This window comes from Mycobacterium sp. pR1184 (genome assembly GCF_041287235.1).
Taxonomy (GTDB): domain Bacteria; phylum Actinomycetota; class Actinomycetes; order Mycobacteriales; family Mycobacteriaceae; genus Mycobacterium.
Genome location: NZ_JBGGKR010000019.1, coordinates 60,444 through 82,888 on the forward strand (window position 1 = coordinate 60,444; position 22,445 = coordinate 82,888).

Annotated in this window: 24 protein-coding genes; 7 read left to right on the plus strand and 17 right to left on the minus strand. The window is 67.0% G+C overall.

Annotated elements, in window-relative coordinates; all coding sequences use genetic code 11:
- Positions 1-2: 2 nt before the first annotated feature.
- From ACAG21_RS26195 to ACAG21_RS26205, 3 genes are all read right to left on the minus strand, one after another.
- On the minus strand, positions 3-911 hold the full coding sequence (locus tag ACAG21_RS26195) for a metal-dependent hydrolase (RefSeq protein ID WP_370499171.1): 909 nt from the start codon (positions 909-911) through the stop codon (positions 3-5).
- Positions 912-1,030: 119 nt separating this feature from the next.
- Positions 1,031-1,492 (minus strand): SRPBCC family protein, encoded by a 462-nt coding sequence (locus ACAG21_RS26200; protein WP_370499172.1) that lies wholly within the window; start codon positions 1,490-1,492, stop codon positions 1,031-1,033.
- Positions 1,493-1,507: 15 nt separating this feature from the next.
- A complete protein-coding gene (locus ACAG21_RS26205) occupies positions 1,508-2,023 on the minus strand; it encodes an Lrp/AsnC family transcriptional regulator (RefSeq protein WP_370499173.1) in 516 nt (171 codons plus the stop codon).
- Between the two features lie 66 nt (positions 2,024-2,089).
- Between ACAG21_RS26205 and ald the strand changes: the two genes are divergently transcribed.
- On the plus strand, positions 2,090-3,205 hold the full coding sequence (gene ald / locus ACAG21_RS26210; RefSeq protein ID WP_370499174.1) for an alanine dehydrogenase: 1,116 nt from the start codon (positions 2,090-2,092) through the stop codon (positions 3,203-3,205).
- A gap of 3 nt (positions 3,206-3,208) precedes the next feature.
- Here ald and bla read toward each other — a convergent pair whose 3' ends face one another.
- The 5 genes from bla to rpsO all read right to left on the minus strand — a co-directional run bounded on the left by bla (position 3,209) and on the right by rpsO (position 9,427).
- Positions 3,209-4,096: a class A beta-lactamase gene (gene bla / locus ACAG21_RS26215; RefSeq protein WP_370499175.1), complete on the minus strand. Its 888-nt coding sequence runs from the start codon at positions 4,094-4,096 to the stop codon at positions 3,209-3,211.
- Between the two features lie 6 nt (positions 4,097-4,102).
- On the minus strand, positions 4,103-5,131 hold the full coding sequence (locus ACAG21_RS26220) for a nitronate monooxygenase (protein WP_370499176.1): 1,029 nt from the start codon (positions 5,129-5,131) through the stop codon (positions 4,103-4,105).
- 59 nt (positions 5,132-5,190) lie between these two features.
- Entirely contained in the window at positions 5,191-6,453 is a 1,263-nt protein-coding gene (locus ACAG21_RS26225; RefSeq protein ID WP_370499227.1) for a M16 family metallopeptidase, read from the minus strand.
- Between the two features lie 97 nt (positions 6,454-6,550).
- Positions 6,551-8,830 (minus strand): polyribonucleotide nucleotidyltransferase, encoded by a 2,280-nt coding sequence (locus tag ACAG21_RS26230; RefSeq protein WP_370499177.1) that lies wholly within the window; start codon positions 8,828-8,830, stop codon positions 6,551-6,553.
- A gap of 327 nt (positions 8,831-9,157) precedes the next feature.
- A complete protein-coding gene (gene rpsO / locus ACAG21_RS26235) occupies positions 9,158-9,427 on the minus strand; it encodes a 30S ribosomal protein S15 (protein ID WP_108919997.1) in 270 nt (89 codons plus the stop codon).
- Positions 9,428-9,601: 174 nt separating this feature from the next.
- Here rpsO and ACAG21_RS26240 point away from each other — a divergent pair, with 174 nt between their 5' ends.
- Together ACAG21_RS26240 and ACAG21_RS26245 are read left to right on the plus strand one after the other, a co-directional pair.
- Positions 9,602-9,934 carry an ArsR/SmtB family transcription factor gene (locus ACAG21_RS26240; RefSeq protein WP_370499178.1) on the plus strand — a complete coding sequence of 111 codons (333 nt, stop codon included), beginning with the start codon at positions 9,602-9,604 and terminating at the stop codon, positions 9,932-9,934.
- A 12-nt stretch (positions 9,935-9,946) separates the two neighbouring features.
- On the plus strand, positions 9,947-10,438 hold the full coding sequence (locus tag ACAG21_RS26245; protein WP_370499179.1) for an SRPBCC domain-containing protein: 492 nt from the start codon (positions 9,947-9,949) through the stop codon (positions 10,436-10,438).
- Here ACAG21_RS26245 and ACAG21_RS26250 read toward each other — a convergent pair.
- Positions 10,435-11,406 carry a bifunctional riboflavin kinase/FAD synthetase gene (locus ACAG21_RS26250; protein WP_370499180.1) on the minus strand — a complete coding sequence of 324 codons (972 nt, stop codon included), beginning with the start codon at positions 11,404-11,406 and terminating at the stop codon, positions 10,435-10,437. The two genes, ACAG21_RS26245 and ACAG21_RS26250, sit on opposite strands and share 4 nt — an antisense overlap.
- Before the next feature lie 146 nt (positions 11,407-11,552).
- Between ACAG21_RS26250 and mntR the strand changes: the two genes are divergently transcribed.
- Complete coding sequence (mntR, locus tag ACAG21_RS26255; protein ID WP_370499181.1) at positions 11,553-12,245, plus strand: manganese-binding transcriptional regulator MntR; 693 nt, start codon at positions 11,553-11,555, stop codon at positions 12,243-12,245.
- A gap of 76 nt (positions 12,246-12,321) precedes the next feature.
- Here the strand turns inward: mntR and ACAG21_RS26260 are convergent, their stop codons facing one another.
- The 3 genes from ACAG21_RS26260 to ACAG21_RS26270 form a co-directional block, all read right to left on the minus strand.
- On the minus strand, positions 12,322-13,578 hold the full coding sequence (locus tag ACAG21_RS26260; protein ID WP_370499182.1) for an acyl-CoA dehydrogenase family protein: 1,257 nt from the start codon (positions 13,576-13,578) through the stop codon (positions 12,322-12,324).
- 2 nt (positions 13,579-13,580) lie between these two features.
- On the minus strand, positions 13,581-14,771 hold the full coding sequence (locus ACAG21_RS26265) for a lipid-transfer protein (protein ID WP_370499183.1): 1,191 nt from the start codon (positions 14,769-14,771) through the stop codon (positions 13,581-13,583).
- A 62-nt stretch (positions 14,772-14,833) separates the two neighbouring features.
- Positions 14,834-15,637, minus strand: a complete 804-nt coding sequence (locus tag ACAG21_RS26270; protein ID WP_370499184.1) for a crotonase/enoyl-CoA hydratase family protein — start codon at positions 15,635-15,637, stop codon at positions 14,834-14,836.
- A gap of 65 nt (positions 15,638-15,702) precedes the next feature.
- Between ACAG21_RS26270 and ACAG21_RS26275 the strand changes: the two genes are divergently transcribed.
- Entirely contained in the window at positions 15,703-16,455 is a 753-nt protein-coding gene (locus tag ACAG21_RS26275; protein WP_370499185.1) for an SHOCT domain-containing protein, read from the plus strand.
- Between the two features lie 45 nt (positions 16,456-16,500).
- On the opposite strand, the gene truB is transcribed toward ACAG21_RS26275, so the two are convergent.
- The 3 genes from truB to ACAG21_RS26290 are packed head-to-tail and all read right to left on the minus strand — an operon-like array spanning position 16,501 to position 19,066.
- Entirely contained in the window at positions 16,501-17,409 is a 909-nt protein-coding gene (gene truB, locus ACAG21_RS26280) for a tRNA pseudouridine(55) synthase TruB (protein WP_370499186.1), read from the minus strand.
- Positions 17,406-18,080: a 4'-phosphopantetheinyl transferase gene (locus ACAG21_RS26285; RefSeq protein ID WP_370499187.1), complete on the minus strand. Its 675-nt coding sequence runs from the start codon at positions 18,078-18,080 to the stop codon at positions 17,406-17,408. The genes truB and ACAG21_RS26285 overlap by 4 nt, the downstream gene beginning before the upstream one ends.
- Positions 18,077-19,066 carry a metallophosphoesterase gene (locus ACAG21_RS26290; protein WP_370499188.1) on the minus strand — a complete coding sequence of 330 codons (990 nt, stop codon included), beginning with the start codon at positions 19,064-19,066 and terminating at the stop codon, positions 18,077-18,079. Before ACAG21_RS26290 ends, ACAG21_RS26285 begins: the two co-directional genes overlap by 4 nt.
- Positions 19,067-19,237: 171 nt before the next feature.
- Between ACAG21_RS26290 and ACAG21_RS26295 the strand changes: the two genes are divergently transcribed.
- Positions 19,238-19,813, plus strand: a complete 576-nt coding sequence (locus ACAG21_RS26295) for a DUF3558 domain-containing protein (RefSeq protein ID WP_370499189.1) — start codon at positions 19,238-19,240, stop codon at positions 19,811-19,813.
- 87 nt (positions 19,814-19,900) lie between these two features.
- Positions 19,901-21,607: a CocE/NonD family hydrolase gene (locus ACAG21_RS26300; protein ID WP_370499190.1), complete on the plus strand. Its 1,707-nt coding sequence runs from the start codon at positions 19,901-19,903 to the stop codon at positions 21,605-21,607.
- On the opposite strand, the gene ACAG21_RS26305 is transcribed toward ACAG21_RS26300, so the two are convergent.
- A complete protein-coding gene (locus ACAG21_RS26305; protein ID WP_370499191.1) occupies positions 21,566-22,138 on the minus strand; it encodes a DUF1802 family protein in 573 nt (190 codons plus the stop codon). The genes ACAG21_RS26300 and ACAG21_RS26305 overlap by 42 nt on opposite strands.
- Positions 22,135-22,404 carry a DUF2277 domain-containing protein gene (locus tag ACAG21_RS26310; protein WP_096286228.1) on the minus strand — a complete coding sequence of 90 codons (270 nt, stop codon included), beginning with the start codon at positions 22,402-22,404 and terminating at the stop codon, positions 22,135-22,137. Before ACAG21_RS26310 ends, ACAG21_RS26305 begins: the two co-directional genes overlap by 4 nt.
- Positions 22,405-22,445: the final 41 nt, after the last annotated feature.

The following is a 22,445-nucleotide window of genomic DNA, read 5'->3' on the forward strand; positions in this document are numbered from 1 at the left end:
GATCAGTGCGATGCCCTCGCTGCGGGAGAGACGGCCAGATAGTCGACTGCTTGCCCAAGCCCGCCCAGTTGCGAGGGGTGGAAGCCCGGCCGGTAGTAATCGGCGATACCACGCAGGAATCGTAGCGGGCCGGGCAGCAGGCCGCGGCGGACTGCTCTGACGTAATCACGCCAGCGCGGCTTGGTGCCCGGCGACAGCAGCGGGTCCACCGAATACAGGTAGCGCACGCCCCGGATCCACAGCAGCAACATCGCGGGAGAGACGACCAACTGCGCGCGTACCTGCCGCCAATACCCGGCCTGCAGATGCTTCATCGTGTCGAAGGCCACCGCCTTGTGCTCGACTTCTTCGGCGCCGTGCCAGCGCAGCATGTCCAGCATCACCGGATCGGTTCCGATCGCGTCGTGTGCCGGGGTGTTCAGGATCCACTCACCCAAGATCGCGGTGTAGTGCTCGATCGCGGAGACGAACGAGACCTGCTCGAGCAGCCAGCTGTCCTGGCGCCGTTTGCTCCACCCGGGCCTTCGTCCCAGCACCTTCTCGAAGATCCACCTGACCTGGCCGGTGTAGGGGGTGACGTCGATGCCGCGGGCCTCGAACCGGGCGAGCACACCCGAGTGCGCCTGCGAGTGCACCGCCTCCTGGCCGATGAAGCCCTGCACATCCAGCCGCAGCTGGTCGTCCCGGATCAGCGGCAGCGCGCGCTTGAACACCTCGACGAAAAACTCCTCGCCCGCGGGCAGCAGCAAGTGCAAGACGTTGAGCATGTGGGTGGTGAACGGCTCGTCGGGGACGTAGTGCACCGGCAACGTCGCCCAGTCGAAGGCCACATCACGCGCCTCGAGAACCAGGCGCTCGTGGTCCAGCGACGAGTCGTGCGGACCCGCGGCCTGGTCGTCGACGGTGAACATACGGCCCCCTACCTCAGCGTTTACTCCGGCCGACAGTCGTCTCGGAGAACATCGGGCATGGCAAGTATAGGTTCGCCGCACACTATGCGAAACCGCCGGTACCGGGTTTCTCGCGAAAGCTACCCGACTTCGGCACGCTGCTTGAGGCGTTGCAGCGTGAGCTCGATGTTCTTGGTGTTGGCGGCCACCCGGTCGGTGACCCCGGTCGCCCTGCCGGAGAGCTTGCGGAACCAGCCGGGCCGCCGATCCCAGGTGCTTTCGGTGACCAGGCAGCCACCCTCGGACGCGACGATGTCGTATTGCCAGCGCGCAATCGGAAAGACGGTGTGCCGCACGTCGAACGCGAACTGCCGGCCCGGCTCGGCGTCGGTGACGGTGCACCTCGTGTTCCACCGTCGGCTTCCGTTTTCGTTACGGCCGGCGAACACCGCCCCCTGACACGCCGCGTCGCCTTTACACCACCGCATCGCGACCGCCTCTTCGGCCAGCGAGGTCAACGTCGGTAGGTCAGTAATGAGCGAATAGACCACATCGGGGCGGGCGTCGATTTGGACACTGGCCGACACGCACGGGTCGCTCATCGGCAGATCGTAAGCCTAGATCGGCGCTGCTCCACGCAGATGCTCGAAGATCAACGAGGTCTGGGTCCCGGCGACATCGGCGTCCGCGTTGAGGTTCTCCACCACGAAGGAACGCAGGTCCTCGGTATCGCGGGCGGCGACATGCAGAATGAAATCGTCCGCACCCGCGAGGAAGTAGACGTCCATCACCTGGCGGCGCCCCCGGATCTGGTGGATGAAGCTGCGGATCTTGCCGCGCGCGTGGGATTGCAGGGTCACCGAGATCATCGCCTGCAGCGGCATTCCCACCGCGACCGGATCGATGTCGGTGAAGAAACCGCGGATCACGCCGAGGTCGATGAGCCGCCGTACCCGCCCGTGACACGTGGACGCCGCGATGCCGACCGCCTCGGCCAGCGCGTTGTTGGTCATCCGAGCGTCGGCGTGCAGCAGGCTCAGAATTTTGTGGTCCACTGCATCGAGATCAGCGGGCCGAAAATCCTTCGGCCTCCCTGCCGCCGCACCCGTAAGATCCGTTGACTTATCAGTCATGCGCCGATCTTATGGAATTAACATCAGCCTGTTTGCCGCTTGGTCGAACGTTCTTCACAATGAGGAATGCGAGTCGGCATTCCCACCGAGACCAAAAACAACGAGTTCAGGGTGGCCATCACCCCGGCAGGCGTCGCCGAACTGACGCACCGCGGCCACGAGGTGCTGGTTCAGGCCGGTGCCGGCGAAGGGTCGGCAATCACCGACATGGAATTCAAGGCTGCGGGTGCACAGCTGCTCAGCTCCGCCCAGCAGGTGTGGGCCGATGCCGACCTGGTGCTCAAGGTCAAGGAACCGATGCCCGCCGAGTATGCGCTGCTGCGCTCCGGGCAGGTGCTGTTCACCTATCTGCATCTGGCCGCGTCGCGCGCCTGCACCGGCGCGCTCTTGACTGCCGGCACGACGTCGATCGCCTACGAGACCGTGCAGACCGCCGACGGCGCACTGCCGCTGCTGGCCCCGATGAGCGAAGTCGCGGGCCGGTTGTCGGCTCAGATCGGCGCGTATCACCTGATGCGCACGCAGGGTGGACGCGGCGCGTTGATGGGCGGGGTGCCGGGCGTCAAGCCCGCCGACGTCGTGGTCATCGGCGCCGGCACGGCCGGCTACAACGCGGCACGGGTGGCCAGTGGCATGGGGGCCAGTGTCCGGGTGCTCGACCTCAACATCGACAAGCTGCGACTACTCGACGCCGAGTTCACCGGCCGCATCCAGACTCGTCACTCGTCGACCTATGAGCTCGAGGGCGCGGTCCGGCACGCCGATCTGGTGATCGGGGCCGTGCTGGTGCCCGGCTCCAAGGCGCCGAAGCTGGTCTCGAATTCGCTTGTCGCACAGATGAAAACAGGCGCCGTACTGGTGGACATCTCCATCGACCAGGGCGGGTGCTTCGAGGATTCGCGGCCCACCACCCACGACGACCCGACGTTCACGGTGCACGACGCGCTGTTCTACTGCGTGGCCAACATGCCCAGCGCGGTCCCCAAGACCTCGACCTACGCGCTGACCAACGCGACGATGCCGTACGTGCTCCGGCTCGCCGACCAGGGCTGGCAGCAGGCCTGCCGGTCGGATCCGGCTCTGGCAAAAGGCCTTTCGACACACGAAGGCGCGCTGCTGTCCGAACGGGTGGCCGCCGACCTGAGCCTGCCGTTCACCGACCCGGCCGGCGTGCTGGCCTGACGTTCAGCCCCGCCCGGTCAGCCATCCCAGCACCGATTTCGTCACGTCGACGATCAGCGGCCGCAGCGCATCGGCGTTGGAGTTCGCCGACTGCGAACGCGTCATCACCGACAGCAACGCGCGCTGCCCGGCCGGACCGTAGACCATGCCGACGTCATTGGTGCTGCCATAGTCCCCGGTGCCGGTCTTGTCTGCGCTGGTCCACCCCGGCGGCAGGCCCACCCGCATGCTCGAGGTCACATTGTCGCGCATCCAGTGTTCCAGCTGACGGCGCTGCGCATCACCGAGAACCGTTCCGGTGAGCAGGTTTTGCACTCCGGTGCCTAGCGCCCGCGGGGTGCTGGTATCACGCGGGTCGCCGGGGATCGCCGTGTTCAATTCGATCTCCCACCGATCGAGCCGGGTGCGCTCGTCTCCGATGGAGCGAGCGAAGTCGGTGACGGCGGGCGGTCCGCCGATCTGCGACAGCAGCAGGTTGGCGGCCACATTGTCGCTGTGCTGCAACGCGGCCGCGCACAGTTGCGCCAGCGGCATGGTGTGGCCGGCCTGCGGTGCGGTCACCGGCGAGTTGGGCAGTAACGCGGCGGGATCGATGAAAATCGGTCGCTGCAAGTCCAATTCGCCGCGCTGTGCCATCTGCAGCACCCGCGCCGCAGCATAGGCCTTGAACGTCGAGCACATTGCGAAGGGGTCCTCGTCGCGATGTGCGCACGTGCGTCCCGACTCCAGATCTGTCGCGAAAAGTCCGACGTAGGCGTCGTATTGGCGCTCGAGCTCGGCGAGACGACCGTAGAGCGGCGGCGGCGGCTCGGCGTGCGCGGTTGCGCACGCACTGGACGCCGGGGCCACCATCGCGGCCACCAACAACCGCCGGCGGGTTAGTTCTGGCACGCTCGGCTAGTCGTCGGGAGTCAGACTCGCGACGATGTCGGCCACCGGACCCGCCTGCGCCTCGCGGAAAGACGTTCCCGCCCAGAGGCTCATGCCCTGCGGATCTTCCCGCTCGGTCGCCGCCTCCCGAATCGGCAGCGTCATCTGGTTCACCTCGGGATAGCCCAGCGGCGCCACGTTGTCGAACAGGCGAATGAATTCGTTCTCCAGGCTGCGCGCATACCGGCCCGAGAACGCGCGCGTGACGATGGTCTTGGCAAAGAGTTGATTCTTCATGGCGACACGTTGCGCGGTGCTGGTGCCGGCTTCGTCGCTGAGCAGCAGCGCGGTGCCGACCTGCGCGGCCACCGCGCCCCGGCGCAACACCCCCGCGACGTCCTCGGCGGTGCCCAGGCCTCCCGCGGCGATGATCGGGACGTCGCGATGGGCCCGGTGGATGCGGTCGATCAGTTGGTGCAGTGACTCGCTGCCGGGATCCATGTCGGGCGCGAAGGTGGCGCGATTCCCGCCGGCATCCGGACCCTGGACCACCAGGCTGTCCGCACCGGCGGCGACGGCCACTCCGGCCTCGTAAAGCGACGTCACGGTCACCATCACCAACAGCCCGAGAGCACCGAAGCGCCGGATCACATCCGGCGACGGCACACCGTAGGTGAACGACACCAGTTCCGGGCGGAGGTCGGCGACGACTTCGAGCTTGCGCGCCCAGTCGTCGTCGTGCCCGAATTCGGGCCGGCCCACATAAACCTGGTAGTGCTCGGCGATCGCTTCGAGGGCTTCCGCGTAGTAGTCCAACGCCACCCAGTCGGCGACACTGGGTTGCGGCACAAGCAGGTTCACCCCGAGCGGGCCGGTGGTGGCGGCGCGCGCCGCGGCGAGATCCTGCGCAAACTGCTCGGCACTGACATATCCGGCCGGAACGAAACCAAGTCCGCCCGCGTTGGACACCGCCGCCGCCAATGCCGGGCTGCCAGGTCCGCCCGCCATCGGCGCGCCCACGATGGGCACGGCGATATCCCAAAACCCCAGCACCATCTGGCTAATCCGGCGACGGCGAGCGCCGGCACGGCGCAAGTAATAAGGCGAACACGCAGCTACCGTACCATTGCCCGAAGTTGTTGCGGCAGTGATCGTTTCGACGCATACGGGCCCAGCACCGCGGCACCGTAGCGCTTGGTCAGCAGCTGGCCGGCCACCGCGTTGACCTCGTCGACGGTAACGTCGTCGATCTTCCGCAGGGTGTGCTCGATGCTGCGGTGCTTGCCATAGTTCAATTCGCTACGACCGATGCGGCTCATACGAGAACTGGAGTCTTCCAGGCCGAGGACGATCCCGCCACGCATGGAGCCCTTGGCGATGCGGCACTCCGCCTCGGTGATGCCGTCGCGGGCCACCGATTCGAGCACCTCGGTGGTCACGCGCATCACGTCGGCGAACCGCTCGGGCAGGCAGGCTGCATAGACCGACAGCGCACCGCTGTCGGAGAACATGTCGACCGAGGAGTAGACCGAATAGGCCAGCCCGCGCAGCTCGCGAACCTCTTGGAACAGCCGGGAGCTCAGCCCGCCGCCCAGCGCGGTGTGCAGCACCGACAGCGCCCACCGGTGTTCCCAACCGCGTCCGGGCGTGCGCACGCCCAGCAAGACGTGGGTCTGCTCGGCGTCGCGTTTAGCCATCGACAATCCCGGTTGGCCGTTCACGCGTCCAGTGCCCTTGCGCGGCGAAATGGGCTGGCGCCCACGCACCAAACGGGACCCGAAGTGCCGGCGCACCAAGGCGACCACCTCGTCGTGGTCGACGTTGCCGGCCACCGCGACCACCATCCGCTCCGGCGTATAGCGCCGCATGTGGAAGGAGTGCAGCTGCGCGCGGGTCATCGCCGACACCGATTGCGCGGTACCGATAACCGGGCGCCCGACCGGATGATCGCCGAAGAGCGCCGCGAGGAACATATCCCCCAGCGCGTCTTCGGGGTCGTCGTCGCGCATCGCGATTTCCTCGAGGACCACGTCACGTTCGAGCTCGACGTCTTCGACGGCGCAGCGGCCGTTGAGGACCACGTCGGCGACCAGGTCGACGGCCAGCGCGAGATCACTGTCGAGCACGTGCGCGTAGTAGCAGGTGTGCTCCTTGGCGGTGAACGCGTTCAGCTCGCCGCCGACCGCGTCCATCGCTTGGGCGATGTCGACCGCGGTGCGCGTCGGCGTCGACTTGAACAGCAGGTGCTCCAGGAAGTGCGCCGCACCGGCGACGGTCGCGCCCTCGTCCCTCGACCCGACACCGACCCACACCCCGACCGACGCGGACCGCACCGCGGGCAGGTATTCGGTGACCACCCGCAAACCACCCGGCAACATGGTGCGTCGCACAGTGGCCTGCAGCGCGGGCTCAGCCTCGGCGGCGTGCTTGCCCCGCCGCAGGGCACCCACTCGACCGGGGCGCGCCCCGGGTAAGTCAGCTGCTGGCTGTCGCGGCATCGGCCGGCGCGGTCTCCGGGGAATCGGCAGCGGGTGCTGCTGCGCTGTCTTCCTCGACCAGGACCAGCGAGATCTTGCCCCGCTTGTCGATGTCGGCGATCTCCACGCGCAACTTGTCTCCGACGTTCACCACGTCCTCGACCTTGGCGATGCGCTTGCCCTTACCGAGCTTGGAGATGTGCACCAGACCATCGCGGCCCGGCAGCAGCGATACGAAGGCACCGAAATCCGTTGTCTTGACCACGGTTCCGAGGAATCGCTCGCCCACCGTCGGCAGCTGCGGGTTGGCGATCGCGTTGATGCGGTCGATCGCGGCCTGCGCCGAGGGACCATCGGTGGCACCGACGAACACGGTGCCGTCGTCCTCGATGGAGATCTGAGCGCCGGTCTCCTCGGTGATCGCGTTGATGACCTTGCCCTTGGGCCCGATGACCTCACCGATCTTGTCGACCGGCACCTTGATGGTGGTCACCCGCGGCGCATACGGGCTCATCTCGTCGGGGGCGTCGATGGCCTCGGCCATCACCTCGAGGATGGTCAGCCGCGCGTCCTTGGCCTGGGCCAGCGCACCCGCGAGCACCTGCGACGGGATCCCGTCGAGCTTGGTGTCCAACTGCAGCGCGGTGACGTAGTCCTTGGTGCCGGCGCACTTGAAGTCCATGTCGCCGAATGCGTCCTCGGCACCCAGGATGTCGGTCAAGGTGACGAAGCGGCGCTCGGTCTTGCCGTCCACCTCGACGTCGTCGGAGACCAGGCCCATCGCGATGCCGGCCACCGGCGCCTTCAGCGGAACCCCCGCGTTCAGCAACGCCAGCGTGGACGCGCAGACCGACCCCATCGACGTCGAACCGTTGGAGCCCAACGCTTCCGACACCTGACGGATCGCGTAGGGGAATTCCTCGACGCTGGGCAGCACCGGGATCAGCGCCCGCTCGGCCAGGGCGCCGTGCCCGATCTCACGCCGCTTCGGCGAACCGACGCGGCCCGTCTCGCCGGTGGAGAACGGCGGGAAGTTGTAGTGGTGCATGTAGCGCTTGGAGGTTTCCGGCCCGAGCGAGTCGATCTGCTGGGCCATCTTGACCATGTCCAGCGTGGTCACGCCCAGGATCTGGGTCTCACCCCGCTCGAACAGCGCGCTGCCGTGTGCCCGCGGCACGACGGCCACCTCGGCCGACAGGGCGCGGATGTCGGTGATGCCGCGGCCGTCGATGCGGAAGTGATCGGTCAGGATGCGCTGGCGCACCAGCTTCTTGGTCAGCGAGCGGAACGCGGCGCTGACCTCTTTCTCGCGGCCCTCGTAGGTCTCGGCGAGCCGCTCGGCCACCTCGGCCTTGAGCTCGTCGGTGCGCGCGTCGCGCTCGGCCTTGCCGCCGATGGTCAAGGCTTTGGCCAACTCGTCGGTGGCCACCGAGGCGACCGCGTAGTAGACGTCTTCGGCGTAGTCCGGGAACGTCGGGTAGTCACCGATGGGCTTGGCGGTCGCGTCGGCCAGCTCCTGCTGAGCGGTGCACAGCGTGGCGATGAAAGGCTTTGCGGACTCCAGGCCTTCGGCCACAACGGTTTCCGTCGGCGCCTGCGCGCCGCCCTCGACGAGCTCGATGAGCCTTTCGGTGGCCTCGGCCTCGACCATCATGATGGCGACGTCGGGCTTGCCGTCGGCGTCGGTGCCGACGAGGCGGCCGGCCACGACCATGTCGAACACGGCCCGCTCGAGCTGCTCGACGGTCGGGAACGCGACCCACTGGCCGTCGATCAGCGCGACCCGCACGGCTCCGACGGGGCCGGAGAACGGCAGCCCGCTGATCTGGGTGGACGCCGACGCGGCGTTGATCGCCAGCACGTCGTACAGGTCGTTGGGGTCCAGGCTCAGGATCGTGACGACGACCTGGATCTCGTTGCGCAGGCCGGAGATGAACGACGGCCGCAGCGGGCGGTCGATCAGCCGGCAGGTCAGGATCGCGTCGGTGGACGGCCGGCCCTCGCGACGGAAGAACGAACCGGGGATGCGCCCGGCGGCGTACATCCGCTCCTCGACGTCGACCGTCAGCGGGAAGAAGTCGAAGTGCTCCTTGGGTGCCTTGCTGGCGGTCGTGGCCGACAGCAGCATGTTCTCGTCGTCGAGGTAGGCGACCACGGCACCGGCGGCCTGTAGGGCCAGCCGGCCGGTCTCGAACCGAATGGTGCGGGTACCGAAGGTCCCGTTGTCGATTGTGGCGGTCGATTCGAACACGCCTTCATCAATTTGAGCTACAGACATAGGTGTCCGTACAGCCTCTCTGAGTTATTCAGCTGTTTCGCGTCGTCACACGCGACCCGCAGCGGGTCAGGAGCTTCCCTGAAAGAGAGTCTGAATACGGCTACGGCCATCGATCGAAGCGGCCGACCTGCCCCAGATCCGGAGAGCCCGGCTGCCACTACCGAAGACCGCCCGATACAGACTGGGCTGCTCCCGTCGTGACACGCTGGAACGGCACACGCGGATCTGCGTGGACCGCACCATTTGCTCGGGCCAGACAGGCCCAGAACGCATCCACTCTACATGGGCGAACTTAGCCCGCCAGAGTGATGTGGGGTGGGCGCTGCGTCAGCGACGCAGGCCCAGCCGATCGATCAGCGAGCGGTAGCGCTCGACGTCGATCTGCGAGATGTACTTGATCAGCCGGCGCCGGCGACCAACCAGCAGCAGCAAGCCGCGCCGCGAGTGGTGGTCGTGCTTGTGCACCTTGAGGTGCTCGGTGAGGTCGGAGATCCGCTTGGTCAGCAGCGCGATCTGCGCCTCCGGCGATCCGGTGTCGGTGTCGTGCAGGCCGTACTGGCCCAGGATTTCTTTTTTCTGCTCGGCGGTAAGCGCCACGAAATTAACTCCATCAATTCGGTCCCGCGAGGAAAGGGTCCAACGTGGCCGCCGCGGACTGCAGCTCACGCATCGGTGGCCGAGTCTAGCAGCGGGACCGGTCCGCATCTAAATCGCGGCAGGTCAGCAGCTCGCCTTTGACAACATACAACCGATTGGTTGTATGTTAGGGGGGTGATCGTGGACGAGGAGGACCGGGCCGACGCCCTGTTCCACGCCTTGGCCGACCGCACGCGGCGCGACATCCTGCGCCGTGCGCTGGCCGGGGAGCATTCGGTGTCCGCGCTCGCAGGGAAGTACGAGATGAGCTTCGCCGCTGTGCAGAAACACGTCACCGTGCTGGAGAAGGCGGGCCTGCTCACCAAGCGTCGCAGCGGTCGCGAGCAGTTGGCCAGTGGTGAGGTGACTGCGGTGCGGTCGGTGGCATCGATGCTCGGCGAGTTGGAGCAGATCTGGCGCGGCCACGTGGCACGTGTCGACGAACTCATCTCATCCGACGACAACTAGGGAGAACACACCATGCCTGTGACCGACGTTCAGCACGACCCGGACGCCCTCACTCTCACCATCACGGCCGACTTCGCCGCGCCGGTGACCCGGATTTGGCAGGTCTACGCCGATCCGCGTCAGCTGGAGAAGGTGTGGGGTCCGCCGGCGTACCCGGCGACCGTGGTCGACCACGACCTGCGGCCCGGCGGCCGCGTGACGTACTTCATGACCGGCCCGGACGGCGATAAGCACGCCGGCTACTGGCAGATCACCGCCGTCGACGAACCGAGGAGCTTCACTTTCACCGACGGCTTCGCCGACCTGGACTTCAACCCCAACCCCGAGCTGCCGGTGGCGACGAACGTCTTCACCTTCACCGAACACAGCGGCGGAACCCGCGCCACCTACGTCACCACCTACGAGTCGGCCGAGGCGCTGCAGACGGTGCTGGACATGGGCGTGATCGAGGGCGCCACGGCGGCCATCAACCAGATCGACGACCTGGTGGCGTCGGGCGGCTAGGACGACAGGATCTGGCGGGCCTTGTCGGTGTCGTTACCCATGGCCACGACAAGATCGCGGACGGAGTCGAACTTGAGCTGGCCGCGCAACCGGGCCACGAAGTCCACCGCCACGTGCTGGCCGTAGAGGTCGGCCTCGGAGTCCAGCACGAACGCCTCGACGGTGCGGGTACGCCCGGAGAACGTCGGGTTGGTGCCCACCGAGACCGCGGCCTGGTAGCGCTCCCCCGGGACAACGGTGCCGGTCACCGGTCCGTGCCCGAGCACGGTGAACCAGGCCGCGTACACGCCGTCGGCCGGGATCGCCGAGTACATCGGCGGGGCGACGTTGGCGGTGGGAAAGCCCAGTTCGGCGCCCCGCCCGTGACCGCGGACGACGACGCCTTCGACACGGTGCGGACGGCCCAGCGCCTCGGTGGCCGCCACCATGTCGCCGGCGTCCACGCAGGAACGGATGTAGGTCGACGAGAACGTCACGTTCTCGTTGCTGTGATGCTCGGACAGCAGCGACATCGACTCCACGGCGAATCCGAACCGGTCACCGGCCTTGCGCAGGGTGTCGACCGTGCCTAGCGCCTTCTTGCCGAAGGTGAAGTTCTCCCCCACCACGACCTCGACGACATGCAGGTTCTCCACGAGCAACTCGTGCACGTAGCGCTCCGGCGTGAGCTTCATGAAATCCGTGGTGAACGGCATCACGAGGAAGACGTCGACACCCAACTCCTCGACAAGCTCGGCGCGCCGGGTCAGCGTGGTCAGCTGCGCCGGGTGACTGCCCGGATAGACGACTTCCATCGGATGCGGATCGAACGTCATCAGCACGGCCGGCACGCTGCGTGCCCGTCCGGCTTTCACCGCGTGCGCAATCAACTCCGCATGACCGCGGTGCACACCGTCGAACACCCCGATCGTGAGCACGCATCGGCCCCAGTCAGTGGGAATCTCGTCTTGGCCGCGCCACCGCTGCACGATCGCAAGCCTACGGTGCGCTGCGGCCCGACGCGCCGTAGGATCCCGATTCCGCCACTACCGGGGGGCCGTGTTTTCGGCACGGCGACACCGGCCGGGCCGGTCACCACGCCAGACCGGACCTAGATTGCCTAAACTTTTTGTTTGTGAGGGCTGACGAAGAGGCCGGCGGTCTCACCGCGGTCGGCCAGGACTATCTCAAGGTCATTTGGAATGCCCAGGAGTGGTCGGTGGAAAAGGTCAGCACCAAGATGCTGGCCGACCGTATCGGCGTCTCGGCCAGCACGGCCTCGGAATCGATCCGCAAGCTCGCCGAGCAGGGTCTGGTCGACCACGCGAAGTACGGCGCCGTGACCCTGACCGAAGCCGGCCGGCGCGCGGCGCTCGAAGTGGTGCGGCGACACCGGCTCCTGGAGACCTTCCTGGTCAGCGAGCTCGGCTACGGCTGGGACGAGGTGCACGACGAGGCCGAGGTGCTCGAGCACGCGGTATCGAATCGGCTGGTGGACCGCATCGACGCCAAACTGGGTTTCCCGCGCCGCGACCCGCACGGCGACCCGATCCCGGCCTCCGACGGCCAGGTGCCCACCCGGCCGGTGCGCCAGCTGTGGGCGTGCAGCGAGGACGAAACCATCACGGTGGCCCGCATCTCCGACAAGGACCCGGAGATGCTGCGGTATTTCGACAGCGTCGGGATCAACCTCGACTCGCAGGTGCGCGTGGTGACCCGCCGCGAATTCGCCGGCATGATCTCGGTCGCGATCGAAGCGGCCGACGGCGCCGAGACCACCGTCGATCTGGGCAGTCCGGCCGCCCGGGCGATCTGGGTGGTGCCCTAGCGACGATCGCGAGCGCGGCGCAGCCGGGCGATTGGGGGCACCTCCCGCTTGCGGGGGAGGGTCGTCGCCATCCGGCTCAGCCGGTCAGCAGACCCTTGGCGATGTGGGTGACCTGGACCTCGTTGCTGCCGGCGTAAATCATCAGCGACTTGGCGTCGCGGGCCAGCTGCTCGACGCGGTATTCGGCCATGTAACCGTTGCCGCCGAACAACTGCACGGCCTCCATCGCCACCTCGGTAGCCGTCTCCGAGGAGTACAGCTTGACCGCCGACGCCTCGGCCAGCGTCAGGGGTTTACCGGCCTGTTGACGCTCGATCGTCATGAACACCATGTTCTGCACGTTCATCCGGGCGATTTCCATTTTCGCCAACTTGAGCTGGATCAGCTGAAACTGCCCGATGTTCTTGCCCCACAGCGTGCGGGTCTTCGCGTAATCCACACAGAGCCGGTGGCATTCGTCGATGATGCCCATCGCCATCATCGCGATCCCGATCCGCTCGGCGGCGAAATTGTCGCGCGCGCTTTCGCGGCCGTCGCTCTGCTGTTCGCTCTCGCCGAGCAGCCGGTCCGGGGTCAGCCGCACATTGTCGAAGAACAGCTCCCCGGTCGGGGAGGACATCATGCCCATCTTCTTGAACGGCTTGCCCTGCGTCAGGCCTTCCATCCCCGCGTCGAGCACGAACACCAGCACCGGGCGGTTGCGCTTGTCTTGCTTGTCCGGTGCCGCGTCGCCTTCATCGAGCTTCGCGTACACGACCAGCACGTCGGCGTAGGGCCCGTTGGTGATGAACGTCTTCTGCCCGTTGAGGATGTAGTCCTGCCCGTCGCGCTTGACGTAGGTCTTCATGCCGCCGAACGCGTCCGAGCCGGAGTCCGGCTCGGTAATCGCCCACGCCGCAATCTTTTCCAGCGTCATCAGCTCGGGCAACCAGCGCTCTTTCTGGGCCAGGGTGCCGCGGCTCATGATCGTCGCCGCGCCCAGACCGAGGCTGACCGACGCGGTGCTCAGCAATCCGATGCTGACCCGCGCGATTTCGGACACCAGCACCGCGACCATCGACTGCTGACCGCCCAGGCCACCGGAATCGTCTGCGCCGTCCCGCTTTTCACTCCTGGTTTCACCGTTGGCCTTGGCGCGCTCGCGGTCCAGCATCTTCTTGACCGACTCGGCGGCCATCGCGTCCAGGCCGAACTGGCTGAAGAACTTGCGCGCGATCGGATACGGCGACAGCGCACCGGTTTCCAGTTCGTCGATATGCGGGCGGATCTCCTTGTCCACGAACTGACGAACGGCATCCCGCATCATCAGATCGGTCTCGGACCATTCGATCATGCTCAGCGCTCGGCCCGCTGGTATGCGGTGACGACGGCGGCGCCACCCAGCCCGATGTTGTGTTGCAGTGCGGCACTGACGTTGTCGACCTGACGCTTGTCGGCCTGGCCCCGCAGCTGCCAGGTCAGCTCGGCGCACTGCGCCAGCCCGGTAGCGCCCAGCGGGTGGCCCTTGGAGATCAGGCCGCCGGACGGATTGACCACCCAGCGTCCGCCGTAGGTGGTGTCGCCGTTGTCGATCAGCTTCGGCGCCTCGCCGGGACCGCATAGCCCCAGGGCTTCGTAGAGCAGCAGCTCGTTGGCCGAGAAGCAGTCGTGCAGCTCGATCACCTGGAAGTCCTCCGGGCCGAGACCCGACTGATCGTAAACTCGTTGTGCCGCTTGCACATTCATGTCGTAGCCGATCAAGCCTTTGGCACTGCCGTCGAAGGTGGACTTGAAGTCGGTGGTCATGGCCTGCCCGACGATCTCGACCGCCTGGCTCCCCAGCCCGTGCCGGTCGACGAAGCCCTCCGAGGCCAGGATCGCCGCGCCCGAGCCGTCCGAGGTCGGCGAGCACTGCAGCTTGGTCAGCGGTTCGTAGATCATCTTGGCGGCCAGGATGTCGTCGAGGGTGTACTCGTCCTGGAACTGCGCGAACGGGTTGTTCACCGAGTGCTTGTGGTTCTTGTAGCCGATCTTGGCGAAGTGCTCGGCGGTGCTGCCGTATTGCAACATGTGCTCGCGGCCCGCCGCGCCGAACATCCACGGCGCCGCCGGGAAGGCGAACTCGCTGATCTCGGCCATCGCCTTGATGTGCCTGTCCATCGGGTTGGTGCGGTCGTCGTAGGTCGCCGCCAGCGATCCGGGCTTCATCTTCTCGAACCCCAGCGCGATCGTGCAGTCGGCCAACCCGCCGCGAATCGCCTGCGCGGCCAGGAACAGTGCGGTGGAGCCGGTGGAACAGTTGTTGTTGACGTTGACGATCGGAATACCGGTCAGGCCCAGTTCGTAGAGGGCGCGCTGCCCGGAGGTGGACTCACCGTAGACGTAGCCGACATAGCCCTGCTCGACGTCGCTGTAGTCGATGCCCGCGTCGGCCAGCGCGTTGGTGCCCGATTCGCGCGCCATGTCCGGGTAGTCCCAGCCCTCACGGCGGCCCGGCTTCTCGAACTTCGTCATGCCGACGCCGATGACGTAAACCCTGTTGGACATAGCGAGCCTTCCGGAGAGGTGGGCCAGTTGACACCCGTCTAGTCCGGAGCTTAGCCAGCGGGTCAAGCGGGGTCGACGAAGACTGGGTCCTCCCCCGACATTCCGGCCACCACCGCGGCGAGCTGATTGGGTTTGCCGATCAGGCCGACCTGCAGCTCGGATTCGAGTTTGAGCGCGCCGGCGGCGTCGTCGCTGACCCACGTCTGGTCGTAGAGACGCTTGGCAGCCCGCACGGCGTCCGGGGATTTCCGCGCGATGTCGTCGGCCAGCGCCAGCGCGGAAGCCAACGGATCATCACTGATTCGGGTGACCAGGCCGAGCGCCAAAGCCTCGCTGCCGGGCAGCACACGGCCGGTGAACGTCAACTCCTTGGCAACGTCGATACGGACCAGTCGCGGCAGTGACTGCGTGATGCCCATATCGGGTACCAGCCCCCACTTGACCTCCATCACGGACAGCTTCGCGTCCGGTGTGGCGATCCGGATGTCGGTGCCCAGCGCGATCTGCAGTCCGCCGCCGAAGCAGTTTCCGTGAATCGCGGCGATGACCGGCGCCGGCACCAGCGACCAGTCGTAAGCCACGCGCTGCGCGAAGTTGGCCAGCCGGTCGCCGTCGCGTTCCAGCAGTACGCCGGTGCCGCCCTGTCCGGACATAAAGCTCGCGATGTCCAGGCCCGAGCAGAAGCTCTTCCCCTCGCCGTGCAGAACGACCACGCGAACCGAATTATCTTGTGCCAGTTGATCTGCGGCATTCATCAAGCCTTCGAACATGGCTTGGTCAAGCGCATTGTGTTTGTCGCTGCGCACCATCGTCACCGTGGCTACGCCACCGTCTGCGACACGCACCCGAACCCTGTCTTCACTCACGACTGGAACTTACCGCGACGTCATCGTCCCCTGCTCGTTCCCCCGAGTTTGCGTAGGCTCGGAGCATGAACGCAACGGTCACACCCGAAGCCACCAAAGCCGTGGGCGAGATCGCCGCGCGTCACGGACTTTCCCGCGACGCGGTGCTGTCGATGTTGTTCGCCCTGCGCGCCGGCAGCGGCACCATGGCCCAGTTCAACATCCCCGAACTCGGCGGCAGCGGGCAATGGATGCGGGGCGGCATGACGATGGTCGGCGACATGTTCGACAACGCGCTCAAGGCACGTGTCGACGCGCTGTGTAACGAGTTGGTCCAGTTGCTCGCGACCACCACGGTCTTTCCCGCCTCGACCACGCAGTCCCAGATCGGATTCTCGGCGAACAACTGGTGGCCGGCCGATCTCGGCGTCCCGAGTGCGGTGGGCGCGCAGAACGACGTGCGCTACGCGTTCTTTCCGTCCACTCGGCGGTTGGTGATCGAGATCGGCGGCGTGACAAGGGTTTTCGATACCGGTGAGCACCAAATCGGCGGCGTACAACAGCAGCAGGGCGGCGGGATCAGCTCGGTCGGCTTCACCAGCCAGCTCGGCACGTTCGGCGTGCTCAGTCTGCGTGAGCTCGGTGGGCAACCCGCCGAAACACCCACGCCCGAAACATCCGCGCCCGAAACACCCGCGCCGACCGCCGCCGCAGGCGGGCCCACCGACGCCGCGGCCATCGTTGCCGCCATCGAATCGCTGGCAGGGTTACACGAGCGCGGCATCCTCTCCGACGACGAATTCGCCGCGAAGAAGGCCGAACTGCTCGGCCGGCTCTGAGGCGCTACAGCGTGGCCGGGCGCCGTCTGATTGCCCGACTCCTCCTCAGAACGTGCCGTTCTGCATCGTCGCCGGGCGCAACACCACCACCGACTTGGTCCGCGAACCCTCGTCGCGCAGCAGCGCGATCACCCGGCCGCCGTCATCGACGGCGGCATAGACACCGTCGATTCCGGCCGGCGGCAACGGCCGGCCGTGGCTGGTCGCCTCGGCCTCCTCGGCCGTCAGCACGCGGCGCGGGAACACCAGCAGGCACGCCTCGTCCAACGTCCAGCTCAGCCGCGGCTGCTGGGCGAGTTCGTCGAGGGTGAGCGACTGGTCCAGCGCGAAGCGCCCCACCCGGCTGCGCCGCAACGCCGTCAGGTGCCCACCCACCCCGAGCGCGGTGCCAAGGTCGCGGGCCAGCGCGCGGACATAGGTCCCCGACGAGCAGTCGACGTCGACGTCGAGATCGATCACGTCGCCATGGCGCCGCGTCGCCGACACCTCGAACCGATCGATGCGCACCGGACGGGCCTTGAGCTCGACCGTCTCGCCCTCGCGGACCCGTTGGTACGCGCGCTTGCCGTCGACCTTGATCGCGCTGACCGCCGACGGCACCTGCTCGATGTCGCCACGCAGCCCGGCGATCGCTTCGGCGATGGCCTGATCCGTCACATGTGCGGCCGAAATAGTTTGCAGCAGTTCACCTTCGGCGTCCTCGGTGGTGGTGGTCTGACCCAGGCGGATGGTGGCCGCATACGACTTCTCCGATGCCGTCAACAGGCCGAGGATCTTGGTGGCGCGGTCGACTCCGATTACCAGCACACCGGTGGCCATCGGGTCCAGCGTCCCCGCGTGGCCGACCCGACGGGTGGAAAAGATGCGCCGGCAGCGTCCCACCACGTCGTGGCTGGTCATTCCGGCGGGCTTGTCGACGACGACCAATCCCGGACCGGTGGGGCTTTGGTTCATAACACGATCGCGGTCAGCACGAGATCTCGCTCGACCGACCAGCGGCCCCGCAGCGTCGTCAGCGGCGGACCCGACAGCGCCTCGGGATCGATCAGGATCCGCGAGACGAACGTGCCCGCCGCCGGGCCGTCGGCCTCGAAGCTGATGTGGGCATCTTCGAAACCCAGCCATCGCTTAGTCAGCGGGAACCACGCCTTGTACGTTGCTTCCTTGGCGCAGAACAAGATTCGATCCCAATGCAGACCATCCGGCATCGCCTGCGGAATTTCGCTGCGCTCCGGCGCCAGACTGATCGCATCCAGCACGCCATCGGGCAAGACGTCGTGCGGCTCGGCGTCGATACCTACCGACCGCACCGCGGCACTGCGCGCCACCACCGCACCGCGGTACCCCGCGCAGTGGGTGAGGCTGCCGACCACGCCCTCGGGCCAGCAGGGTTCGCCCTTGTCGCCCTTGAGGATCGGCACCGGCGCCACGCCCAGCTCGCCCAGCGCGATCCGGGCGCAGTACCGCACGGTGACGAACTCGTTGCGCCGCTTGGCTACCGACTTGGCGACCAGCGGCTCCTCCTCTGGCAACGGCTCCAGGCCGGGCGGGTCGGAATACACCTCCGAGTACGCCATCTGATCGGTCGGCGGCAATACCGACGACACCAAAAGGCCGGCCGTCATCGCGACTGCCGCTGCCGCAATTTTTCCCGGAACTGCTCGGACTGCGCCTTCATCTCGGGGGTTATCACGAAATGACCGCCGAAATCGTTGAGGTAGCCGGGCGCGTATTTCGGATCGGGAAGGATCTGGCGCAGCCAGCTGTACGGCTTGCGGCGCCGCCACTCTCGCGGGTAGCCCACCGACACCTCCTCGAAGCGCACGTCGTCGTACCACGTGGTCCGCGGGATGTGCAGGTGGCCGTAGACCGAGCAGACGGCGTTGTAGCGGGTGTGCCAGTCGGCGGTCTTGGTGGTCCCGCACCACAGCGAGAACTCCGGATAGAACAACGCGTCGCAGGGGTCGCGCACCAACGGGAAGTGGTTCACCAGAACGGTCGGTGTCATCCAGTCGAGTTGCTCCAGGCGGGCCCGGGTGGTGTCCACCCGCTCACGACACCAGGCGTCGCGGGTGGGGTACGGCTCGCAGGAGAGCAGGAATTCATCGGTGGCCACCACATTGTTCTCGCGCGCGATTTCCAGGCCCTGGGCTTTGCTCAGCGCCCCGTCGGGCAAGAAGGTGTAGTCGTAGAGCAAGAACATCGGCACGATCGTCGCGGGGCCGCCGCGCTCGGTCCACACCGGGTAGGGATGTTCCGGCGTGATCACGCCCATCTCGTCGCACATGTTGACCAGGTAGTCGTAGCGGGCCTTGCCGAAGACCTGGTTGGGATCGCGATTGGTGGTCCACAGCTCGTGGTTGCCAGGCACCCAGATCACTTTGGCGAACCGGCGTCGCAGCAGGTCAAGGGCCCACCGGATCTCATCGGTGCGCTCGGCAACGTCGCCCGCGACGATCAGCCAATCATCCGGCGACGACGGATACAGCGATTCGGTGACCGGCTTATTGCCCATGTGGCCGGTGTGCAAGTCGGAGACGGCCCACAGCGTCGGTTGGGGGGTCGGCTGTCCCCCGTTGGTCGAGTCCTGCCCCGATTCTTTCCCTACCACGACTAACCAGCCTAACGACCCGGCGCGGCGATCCCGTCCCGCTGCGGCTCGGGACCCATGATTGCGGCCCTTGCCACCTGCCGATTAGAACAAGTTCAGGTTTGGCTGTGACCTCGCGCACGTGACTTGTAAACTCCCGGCAAAAGGGACGGCCGAGGCTAGGGGGGTGTCATGTTTACCAAGGTGCGCCTGCTCGGGGCGCTCGGTGCGGTGATGACAGCGGTCGTGCTGGGGTGGCACAGCGCGCCGCCCGCACCAACCGGCGGCGGCAACTCCGTCGATCTGCGGTCGACGGCGCAGCCGATGACAACGATGAAGAGCCCGATCATCGCCACCACCGACCCGAGCCCGTTCGATCCCTGCCGAGACATCCCATTCGACGCGCTGCAGCGGCTCGGGCTGGCGTTCACCCCGCCCGAACCCCAAGACGGCCTGCGCTGCCAATTCGACGCCGGCAACTATCAGCTCGCAGTCGAGCCCATCATCTGGCGCACCTATGAGCAGTCCCTGCCCCCCGACGCCCTCGAGACCACGATCCAGGGACACCGCGCCGCGACGTACTGGGTACTGAAGCCGACCTATCACAACAGCTACTGGTTCTTCTCCTGCATGGTGGCGTTCAAGACCAGCTACGGCGTGCTGCAGCAGGCGCTGTTCTACTCGACGGTCTACTCCAACCCCGAGGTCGACTGCCCGTCGACCAACGTGGCGCGGGCCAACGACCTGACGCCGTACTACAAGTTCTAGCCGCGCCGCTGAGCACGATTTTTTGTGGCCGAAATGAATTCGCGTCGGCGTCAATAAGCACTGCCGCTCGGCCTTAACCTGATGAGCGTGAGCATGACATCGACGCGACCCGCCGAACCCGCGCTGCACGGCCTGACCCAGGCCGGCGTCAACGCCGCGGGCAGGCTGCTGGGTCTGCGGCCGGCCACCACCGGCTACAGCGTGAACCGAGTCGAAGTCCCGATGCGCGACGGGGTGAAGCTGGTCGCCGATCACTACGCACCGGCCACGTCCAACCCGGCCGGCACCGTGCTGGTCCGCGGACCCTACGGGCGCGGATTTCCGTTCTCCCTGTTGTTCGCCCGGCCTTACGCCGCGCGGGGCTACCACGTGGTGCTGCAAAGTGTGCGCGGGACGTTCGGTTCCGCCGGCGTATTCGAACCGATGGTCAACGAGGCCACCGACGGCGCCGACACGGTCGCCTGGTTGGTCGAACAGCCCTGGTTCACCGGCAGCTTCGCCACGATGGGACCGTCCTATCTGGGGTTCACCCAATGGGCGATATTGCAGGAGCCGCCGCCCCAGCTGGCCGCGGCGGTGATCACCGCGGGCCCGCACGATTTCGCGGACTCGGTCTACGGCACCGGGTCGTTCGCGGTCAGCGACTTCCTGGGCTGGAGTGATCTCGTTGCCCACCAGGAAGACCCGATTCGCCTCAGGTCGGGCATCCGGCAAATGCGAGCGCCGCGACGAATCGCGAAGGCGGTCGCCGCGGCGCCATTCGGCGCGTCGGCCCGCCGGATGCTGGGAACCGGGGCGCCGTGGTTCGAGTCATGGGTGGAAAACGCCGACCCGGATCACCCGTTCTGGCAACGGCTGCGGTTCGGCTCCGCCCTGGATCGCGCGCAGGTGCCGGTGCTGTTGCTCGGCGGCTGGCAGGACGTCTTCGTGCGGCAAACGGTGCAGCAATATGGCCACCTGCGCCGCCGCGGCGTCGACGTCGCGATGACGATCGGCCCCTGGACACACACCGAGCTGCTCACCAAGGGGCTGCGGACCAGCCTGCGTGAAACGCTGGACTGGCTGGACACCCATCTGGCGGGCACCGCGTCGCTCGGGCGCCCTGGCAGGGTTCGCGTCTGTGTCACCGGCCAGGGCTGGCGCAACCTGCCGGACTGGCCGCCCGCCACGTCGCAGCGTGCCCTCTACCTGCGGCCCGGCCGCTACCTGGACGAGACGTCGCCCAACGACCTGCCGAAGCTGCCGCCGGCGACCTTCCGCTACGACCCCGCCCACCCGACGCCGACCATCGGCGGCGGGCTGCTGTCCCCGATCGGCGGCTACCGCGACGACAGTCGCCTCGCGTTGCGCGACGACGTGCTGACCTTCAACAGCGCGACCCTGCTGCGCGATCTGTATGTATACGGAAACCCGGTCGTCGAGCTGGCGCACCGCTCAAACAATCCGAACGCCGACCTGTTCGTCCGGGTCAGCGAGGTCGACGCCAAGGGCCGGTCGCGCAACGTCAGCGATGGCTACTGGCGGCTGTCCGGGGCGGCGAAGACCGTCACGATCGAACTCGACCCGATCGCGCACCGCTTCCGCGCCGGATCGCGGATCCGGCTGCTCATCACCGGTAGCTGGTCGCCCCGCTACGCGCGCAACCCGGGCACGGGCGAGCCGACGTTGACGGCGCGGCATCTGAAACCGGCCACCCACAGCGTCGCTTACGGGCGCTCCAGGCTGCTGCTTCCGATCGGCCCGCCCGACCTGTCAGCCAACGGCGTCGCGAACCCGGGCGGCGACGTCGGTTAGCACGGCTTCGTCATGAACGGGGTCGTGGATCGGCGCGACACCGGCGCCCCGCATGGGCAGCTGCACCCAGCTGGTGCAGCCGCCGTACTCGGGCGTGCGGGTCAGGCGTATCGGCTCGACCAGCGGGCTCACCGACACCACCAGCGCGGCGAGTTTGTGCTTGGGCCGGAAATCAAGCCGGTCGGCCCGCACCGATTCGGCGGTCCAGATGTGCAGATCCTCGATCTCACCGAGCCGCTCTGGCCGGTTAACCTCAAGTGCCGCAACTACTTTCGCCGCCGCACGGATCACCAGCTGATCCTCGGTGCTGTCGCTCGCCGCGGCGGCCAGCAGGTCGCGATGCTCTGGCCGTACCCGCTCGGCGTGGCTGTGCGCAACCGTTGGGAACAGCAAGAACTCCCCGGACGCGACTTTGAACCGCTTCTCCCCGATGCCGCCCTTGCGTAACAGCACATACTGGCGGCCGAGCAGCAATGCGTGCACAGCCGCGCTCCACTCCTTGAGCGCGGGCGTCGTTGCGGTCAGCGTCATTTCGTCGCGGCGAGGCGGGCGACGACCTCGGGCCGACGCAACGGGGGGACCGTCTTGGGCGGTTGGCGCCGCGGCGGCAGCGACTCCAGCAAGCGCGTCGTCGTCTGCGTGACCTCGGCGACCGCAGCCTCGAACGCCTCGACGTTGGCCGCCGAGGGGCGGGTGATGCCGCTGACTTTGCGCACATACTGGCGCGCGGCCGCCGCGATCTCCTCAGCCGTGGCCGAAGGCTGCAAACCGCGCAGTTCGGTGATGTTCCGGCACATGTCTCAACGATAGGCGGGATTGTCGGCGTCGCGACCCATGG